The organism is Okeania hirsuta, from assembly GCF_003838195.1.
In the GTDB taxonomy this organism is placed as follows: domain Bacteria; phylum Cyanobacteriota; class Cyanobacteriia; order Cyanobacteriales; family Microcoleaceae; genus Okeania; species Okeania hirsuta.
Genome location: NZ_RCBY01000082.1, coordinates 22,526 through 28,733, shown reverse-complemented (window position 1 = coordinate 28,733; position 6,208 = coordinate 22,526). Strand labels below are relative to the sequence as shown.

Genomic DNA, 6,208 nt, shown 5'->3' with positions numbered 1-6,208 from the left:
CGCGGGTCAAACGACGAGCGATTAATTTGCCTGCTAAAGCAATTCGATTCATCAGGGCGCTGATATCTTGAGCATCTGGTGAGAACTGAAGTTGCTGTAGAACATGACGTGATAAGGTTGTACAATCACGATCTAATGCCTGTGTTTCCTCCAGACGAATGTGGAGGTTTTCCTGGGTATTGACCATAAGTATTTAGTTCCTCCATATTAATTAGCTCCAGTGGTGAATAGATGATTTGTAAAGGCTTTATCTTTACTTGGACTTCTACAGACTGGAGATGTCTAACGTTTATCTATCTTATTTAGGCTTGAGCAAGAGGAGGCTAAATTTTATATGAACTTTAGATAGTTAGTCGCTTTGTGAAGAGTAAAAAGCAAATTTTAAAAGTCAAAAGTTAAAAAGTTCTAAACGCTTCTATTTTTACACCCATCTCAAAAAAAAGTTTGTGTTATCTACTAAAGAAAATACAGTAATAACACAAATTTTATATTAGTTAGGAATAAGAATTAAAGGGTAATGTAAAATCTTATTCCTTAAAGATATCTTAACCCTGGTTTTTAAAATAAAAGCCCAATGCAACACCCAATAATGTTACTTGTGGGGCGATAATAATTGGTATCATTTCCCTAATAAATGACTTATCTGATTGTGGAGAAATAGATGCCAAACCAATCAGAAGATAAGTAATCCCTAACGAGCCACCAAAAAATACTAAAAGTTTTTCAGCAATATTTTTTCTGGTCTTCTCCTGTTCAATTTTTACCCATTTATATATGTGTTTTTTATTCTCAGGGCTTAAGTTTTTATCAGAGATATAATTCTGAATATAGCTGTCAACATCTAGTGTTTCTAGATTTTTTGTTTCTAGATTCTCTGGTATTCCTAGATAGAAAACATTATCTTGATTTTCATTTTATTCTGAATTAAATTGTTGGTTAGTTTTCATGAATAAATGAGGTTGGTAATTGCTAAAATTGACAATTTTTACCCGTCCCCAATATCACTATTAAGCAACTAACTACTAAGCTATTATCTGAAAACTACCTCTTTTACTGATTTATCAGAGTTCATAATTAGCACCGTAGAACCTTGCTTTATTTCCTTCTGAAAATACGCTTCAGTTGCAATAGCTTTCCGAAGTGCCTCATTTTGAGTAATACCTTGATTAGTAGCAAGAAATTCTAACATTTCAGCTACGTCTGTCGGTAAAGTTACAGACATACGCTTTGTAGGGGGACGAGATGCTTGAGCTGAGTTCTGTTTTGCCATTAATTAATTGCCCTTCTTTTACTGTTTTAAGTACATTGGGATGGTTTGTCTAATATTAGATTTGATGCTCCTCCAGGTATTCCCTTAACGTTTTTTTGATTTGATCTCCTCCAGGTTATCCGGTTCATAAACTGGGGTAGTTCTTCCAAAAAAATAGTTATAGAGATTTACCTTCAAGGGAGTTAACGCGATCTAATGGATAGAGAACCAATCAATGTGTTTAGCCAGCAAGAAAATTGGACTTCTCTATATAGGCTTAAATACAATATACACTAATTTTTTGTTTTTGTGGTGTTTTTTTTACACCAAAATGGTCTACTACAAAGAAAAAAAATTTTCTATAATTGAAATTCCTTTTAAGATTACTATTGTAGAGTCAACCAAGTATATTTAGGACTTACGCAAAGACACTATATAGAACCCCTAACCGTATCTTTGACATTGATTTTCCTTTCTACAACCGGAGCGATCGCGTTTCATGTGCGTCGTAAAGGGGAGCGGAGTCCTATCGCCCTTGAAACCATAATTTATTAGTTGAATAAAAAATCAAGCGCATGGGCAAGCAACTCCTTATACTTTTATGATAACACAAAAATTGTGAAGATACAACCAGAAATCCTCTGAGATTTTTAGGAGCTTAAGAAAATGAAAATGTTTGCGGTCTTCCACTAAGCAGAGGAGGTATAGATGGAAAGATTGAATGATGGGAGTAAGGGAGTATTTTTCAATCTTTTCTACTAAATTCGCGATTGCCCTCTACACTATTTTTGGTTGAATAAAAAATCATGCACATGGGCAAACAACCCCTTATAATTAAATTGTATCATCATTTTTTTGAAAATGCAACGACAAAACCTTCAAATATTTTTATGAGCTTCACAGAATGCAAATGCAAAAGTTAGTGCTACCTGAGATAACGATCTAACCAAATAATAAAAAATAAAATCAATTACCCCACAGAAATCATCTTTTTTAAGAGAAAGAATTAAATCTTGTACTGACATTCCCTGTCCTTAAAGCAGATAAGGAGTTACTTCACATATAATTGCCAAATTATCTAACTGACAAAACCATTTTAGCCCTCCTTTAATAACTTGATTTTCATACCCTTCCACATCTATTTTTAATAAGCTAGGTGAAAGATACTGTGGCCGATCAAAGAATATGGCATCAAGAGTTGAAACTTCTACTTTGTCTGCTGTTTGAGTTCCAGGTCTAGATAAAAAGGAATGGATCATGCGATTAGAGTTCGTTGATATATTTAGATTTAAATACCCTTGATGTTCACCTAAACCTTTTTGGTAGCACTCCACAAAAGATAAATAATTTATTTCACAGTTTTTTTTCAGCATCAAAAAATTATTTTTTTCTGGCTCAAAAGCAATAAATTTTTGCTGAGTATGATTTTTTTTGAAAGCTGCTGCTAAAAGAATAGTATTATTATCTGCCAGTATAAAAATTAATTTTGAATACCAGAAATCAGTAATTTTTAGACTAGGAATATTTAGTCATGTAAGAGGTCTTGGCGTATATTTAACTATTCTAATTATTGACCAAATAAAGCAAGTAGACCGAAGAACTATTACTATTGATCTTGAATCCCAAGATACAGTGACAAAAGATAGTGTTACTGTTGGTATCAATGCAGTTCTTTATTATCGAATTCGGGATCCCGAGAAAGCTTTAATTAGAGTTAAAGATTATAACTTTGCAACATCTCAAGCTGCTTTAACAACTTTGCGTAATATTATTGGGCAACATAAACTAGATGAACTGCTTCAGGAACGAGATAAAATTAACTCTAGAATTTGTGAAATAGTTGACGAAATTACAAATCCTTGGGGTATAGAAATTGAACGTATAGAAATAAAAAATCTGCAAATTCCTAAACCAATGCAGCGTGCAATGGCAAAAGAAGCTGAAGTGGCAAGAGAGAAAAGGGCGCGTATGATTAAGGCGGAATCTGACTATGAATCAACTATTAAACTAACACAAGCTGCACGAGAAATTGCTAAGTTTCCAGTAGCATTAGAACTACGTAGAATTCAGATGATTGCTGAGATCGGAACTGAACAAAATACTACTACTATTTTGATGATTCCATCTGATATTTTATCTTTGGCAAAAGATGTTTCTCAGCCTATTTCAAAAGATAAATAAAAACTATCCCAACCTCTGAACAAGCGGTTGTTTAATCTAACCTCTAAAATGCAAAGAAGTTGGGAAAAGCTTTCAAGTAAAGTAAGTATTAATATTAGACCTCTTGCAAAAGTTTTAATGAAATTAATTCAAGAGATAAAATCAACAATTCCCTGACCTCTGCAAGAAGTGTATTTATTATTCTATAGTGATTGATTGAGGACCTTCACTTTTGTCACTATTTACTTCTGTATTAGAGTTAGTAGTGGCAGTATAACCATTCTGCTTCTCAAGCCAACTTTTGACTGGATCGTCATTAAGATTTAGTCGGAACATACCAGAGAAAAAACCTCCAAAAAAGGCAACTGGTTGTTCAATTAGTTCTTTTACCACTGGGGTTAGTTCATCTAGAAACATAGACTCTTTCCTCTCGCTAAAGAATATTTATTTAATCAAACTAAATTTTTCCCTCGTATTCTAACGTACCGAATATGCAACTATCGTAGCTATCGCCTCAATTAAGTTAATTAGCTTTTAACAAAACTCGCGGAATTCCCCACGTTGGAAGAAGGTGGGGATGGATAGCGAGACGACAACTTGTGATGATTCGTGTTATAATAAACTTGGTTGCTGACCCGCATGACCGACTAAAAGGCTACCTTAATAAATGGTCTAATATCCTATCAGTTTTTAGACCTGGAGGTATACAAAGTAAAACGCGGATCTCAGGGAAGAGACTTGCCCCGGCAGGTTAGCCACAGTGCTGTAATTCCAAGGTAAGTATGTCGGAAAACTATACGTCTGCGGAAAGCAGATGTTTGCCTATGGACGCTCAGTAAGACCAATTCCAGCTTGCTGGTTGAGGCGTCGGCGAATGAAGCGGGAAGCCCGAAAGACAAATAAGACCGTTCCTGAATTGACCTGAGAATTGGAAGCCCCAACCTCAGCGAAGTAGGTTGGGGTACTTCACTAGCAATATCTACAAAGGTTGTGGACTGATAGAGTAACTGAGATCAGGAAGTAATCAACCTTCTACCTTCTGCTGTGATTAACTATTTTGGGCTACCTTGGCCTCCTGAGCAACCTGCTCAACCGGATCGTTGGCTAACTGTGTGATAACTTGCTCCGCTTGTGGCCCTCCTAATTTATGCAAAGCTTGTACGAGTCTATAACGCATTTGCCAATCACTATTGGTGGCAAAAGGTGTTAAGAAAGGGACAGCTTCTGGGTTTCCTAGTTCCCCTAAAGCACTAATAGCTATAGTCTGTATCAGTTCATTATCTGACTGGAGAGCATCTTTTAGTAAAGATAATGCTCTTGGTTCCCCCATTCCTCCTACTACTGCAACTATGCTCATTTTAACTAGCCATTCTGGAGTATTCTGGTAGACCTGTTGTAGGTCGTCAAAAGTTTCAGTAAGTTTTAATGCTCCTAAAGCATCTGCTGCTGCTGCTTGGACATCTGGTTCGGGATCGTTGAGCAGACAGTCTCGCAATATTTCTTGAGATATTGTTAAATTTTGTGTACCTAAGCTTGACATTTGGCTCACTGCAGCATATCTAACACGAGTATCTTGGTCTTTGATTGAAGTTTGAATTAATTCAAAAGCGGTAGCTAAATCTATTTGACGTAATTGATTAACTCCACGTAAGCGATCGCCTAGATCCTCTGATATTAGTAGTTGCTTAATTGAATCTGGGGTAACACTCATTGCCATAAATTTTATTTTTTTATTTTCCTGGATGATCTGAGCTATAAACTAGAGTAGATTTTTGATCCCCTGCCATAATTGATTTTTTATAGAATCAAACTTACTCGCTTGCCATAGCTCTAATAATATCCCCACGAGTTAGTATACCAATCACTTTATCATTTTCATCTAATACTGGTAACCGATGAATATTCTGTTCGTGCATGAGTCTCGCTGCTGCTGAGAGTGATTTTTGCGGTGTAGTAGTTAGAGGGTCTTTAGTCATTACTTCTCCCACAGTTTCTCCTAAAGCTTTATGAATTTGTTTTTCATAACGAGCTGGATTTTCTAGAAAAATCACACTATCTAGCAACATAATATAGGGTGGAGGAGTGACTCCGCTTTCTTGCCACATCAAATCTGTTTCTGATACGATCCCGACTAATTTTTCCTGTTCATTGACTACAGGAAGACCACTAATGCGTTGTTCTGCCAAAATTTTAATTGCCTCTTTTAAAGGCATTTCTGGCTTAACAGAAATTGGATTATTACTCATCACATCTGCTACAGTTTTAGTCATGTTTACCTCAGATTTTGTTCTAGTTGGAATAACTATGAGAGCGTCAAAAAGTAAAAATTTTCCTTTTTAGTTTTGGCTTCAATAGTAATCATAAAAGAATATACAACATACCATAATTGCACTTTTCTCAAATCAAATCTTACAATGTAGCATAAAGCTATATTAAGAATTTTTGATTAATGTCAATATCTGAAGGCCAAAAACCAGAAGAAACTTCTCGCGATCGCTGTGTATTTGTCTGCCAAAATACGTCTTGTCTGCGCCACAATTCTCAAGAAGTCCTCAAAACCTTCATAGCTGAGACAAAAAATATAGTGGGTGTTAATATTCAGGCCAGCGGTTGTCTTGGTCAATGTAGCACTGGCCCTACAGTAAGAGTTACCCCTGATGAAATTTGGTATTACCGAGTCAAACCTGATAATGTCCCAAAAATAGTTACAAAACATTTTCAGGGGAATAAACCTGTAGATGATATGCTTAATCCTAGAATTCATCCTCGTTTTTGCTGATTGATATCCTCGCTATTGCT

At 35.6% G+C, this 6,208-nt stretch carries 7 protein-coding genes and 1 pseudogene; 2 read left to right on the top strand and 6 right to left on the bottom strand.

From position 1 onward, the window contains the following. From D5R40_RS15430 to D5R40_RS15420, 3 genes and pseudogenes are all read right to left on the bottom strand, one after another. A pseudogene (locus D5R40_RS15430) lies at positions 1–187 on the bottom strand (class 1 fructose-bisphosphatase); the annotation flags it as partial. Between the two features lie 843 nt (positions 188–1,030). Beyond that, positions 1,031–1,270 (bottom strand): ribbon-helix-helix domain-containing protein, encoded by a 240-nt coding sequence (locus tag D5R40_RS15425; RefSeq protein ID WP_124142777.1) that lies wholly within the window; start codon positions 1,268–1,270, stop codon positions 1,031–1,033. A 1,013-nt stretch (positions 1,271–2,283) separates the two neighbouring features. After that, positions 2,284–2,655, bottom strand: a complete 372-nt coding sequence (locus D5R40_RS15420; protein ID WP_240038739.1) for an FkbM family methyltransferase — start codon at positions 2,653–2,655, stop codon at positions 2,284–2,286. 25 nt (positions 2,656–2,680) lie between these two features. Here D5R40_RS15420 and D5R40_RS15415 point away from each other — a divergent pair, with 25 nt between their 5' ends. Beyond that, complete coding sequence (locus tag D5R40_RS15415) at positions 2,681–3,430, top strand: slipin family protein (protein WP_124142779.1); 750 nt, start codon at positions 2,681–2,683, stop codon at positions 3,428–3,430. Positions 3,431–3,607: 177 nt separating this feature from the next. On the opposite strand, the gene D5R40_RS15410 is transcribed toward D5R40_RS15415, so the two are convergent. From D5R40_RS15410 to D5R40_RS15400, 3 genes are all read right to left on the bottom strand, one after another. Further along, positions 3,608–3,826: a ssl0294 family protein gene (locus tag D5R40_RS15410; RefSeq protein WP_124142780.1), complete on the bottom strand. Its 219-nt coding sequence runs from the start codon at positions 3,824–3,826 to the stop codon at positions 3,608–3,610. 631 nt (positions 3,827–4,457) lie between these two features. Beyond that, positions 4,458–5,120, bottom strand: a complete 663-nt coding sequence (gene nblB / locus D5R40_RS15405) for a phycobilisome degradation protein NblB (protein ID WP_124142793.1) — start codon at positions 5,118–5,120, stop codon at positions 4,458–4,460. Positions 5,121–5,220: 100 nt separating this feature from the next. Further along, complete coding sequence (locus tag D5R40_RS15400; protein ID WP_124154867.1) at positions 5,221–5,679, bottom strand: CBS domain-containing protein; 459 nt, start codon at positions 5,677–5,679, stop codon at positions 5,221–5,223. Positions 5,680–5,858: 179 nt separating this feature from the next. Here D5R40_RS15400 and D5R40_RS15395 point away from each other — a divergent pair, with 179 nt between their 5' ends. After that, the gene (locus tag D5R40_RS15395) at positions 5,859–6,188 is read left to right on the top strand and encodes a (2Fe-2S) ferredoxin domain-containing protein (RefSeq protein ID WP_124154866.1); all 330 of its coding nucleotides are present in this window, start codon (positions 5,859–5,861) and stop codon (positions 6,186–6,188) included. The last annotated feature ends 20 nt before the right edge of the window (positions 6,189–6,208 follow it).

What these genes read in the sequence shown, in the direction of transcription:
- D5R40_RS15425 (WP_124142777.1), bottom strand. Translation starts at nt 1,270, where the DNA reads ATGGCAAAACAGAACTCAGCTCAAGCATCTCGTCCCCCTACAAAGCGT.
- D5R40_RS15410 (WP_124142780.1), bottom strand. Translation starts at nt 3,826, where the DNA reads ATGTTTCTAGATGAACTAACCCCAGTGGTAAAAGAACTAATTGAACAA.
- nblB (WP_124142793.1), bottom strand. Translation starts at nt 5,120, where the DNA reads ATGAGTGTTACCCCAGATTCAATTAAGCAACTACTAATATCAGAGGAT.
- D5R40_RS15400 (WP_124154867.1), bottom strand. Translation starts at nt 5,679, where the DNA reads ATGACTAAAACTGTAGCAGATGTGATGAGTAATAATCCAATTTCTGTT.
- D5R40_RS15395 (WP_124154866.1), top strand. Translation starts at nt 5,859, where the DNA reads ATGTCAATATCTGAAGGCCAAAAACCAGAAGAAACTTCTCGCGATCGC.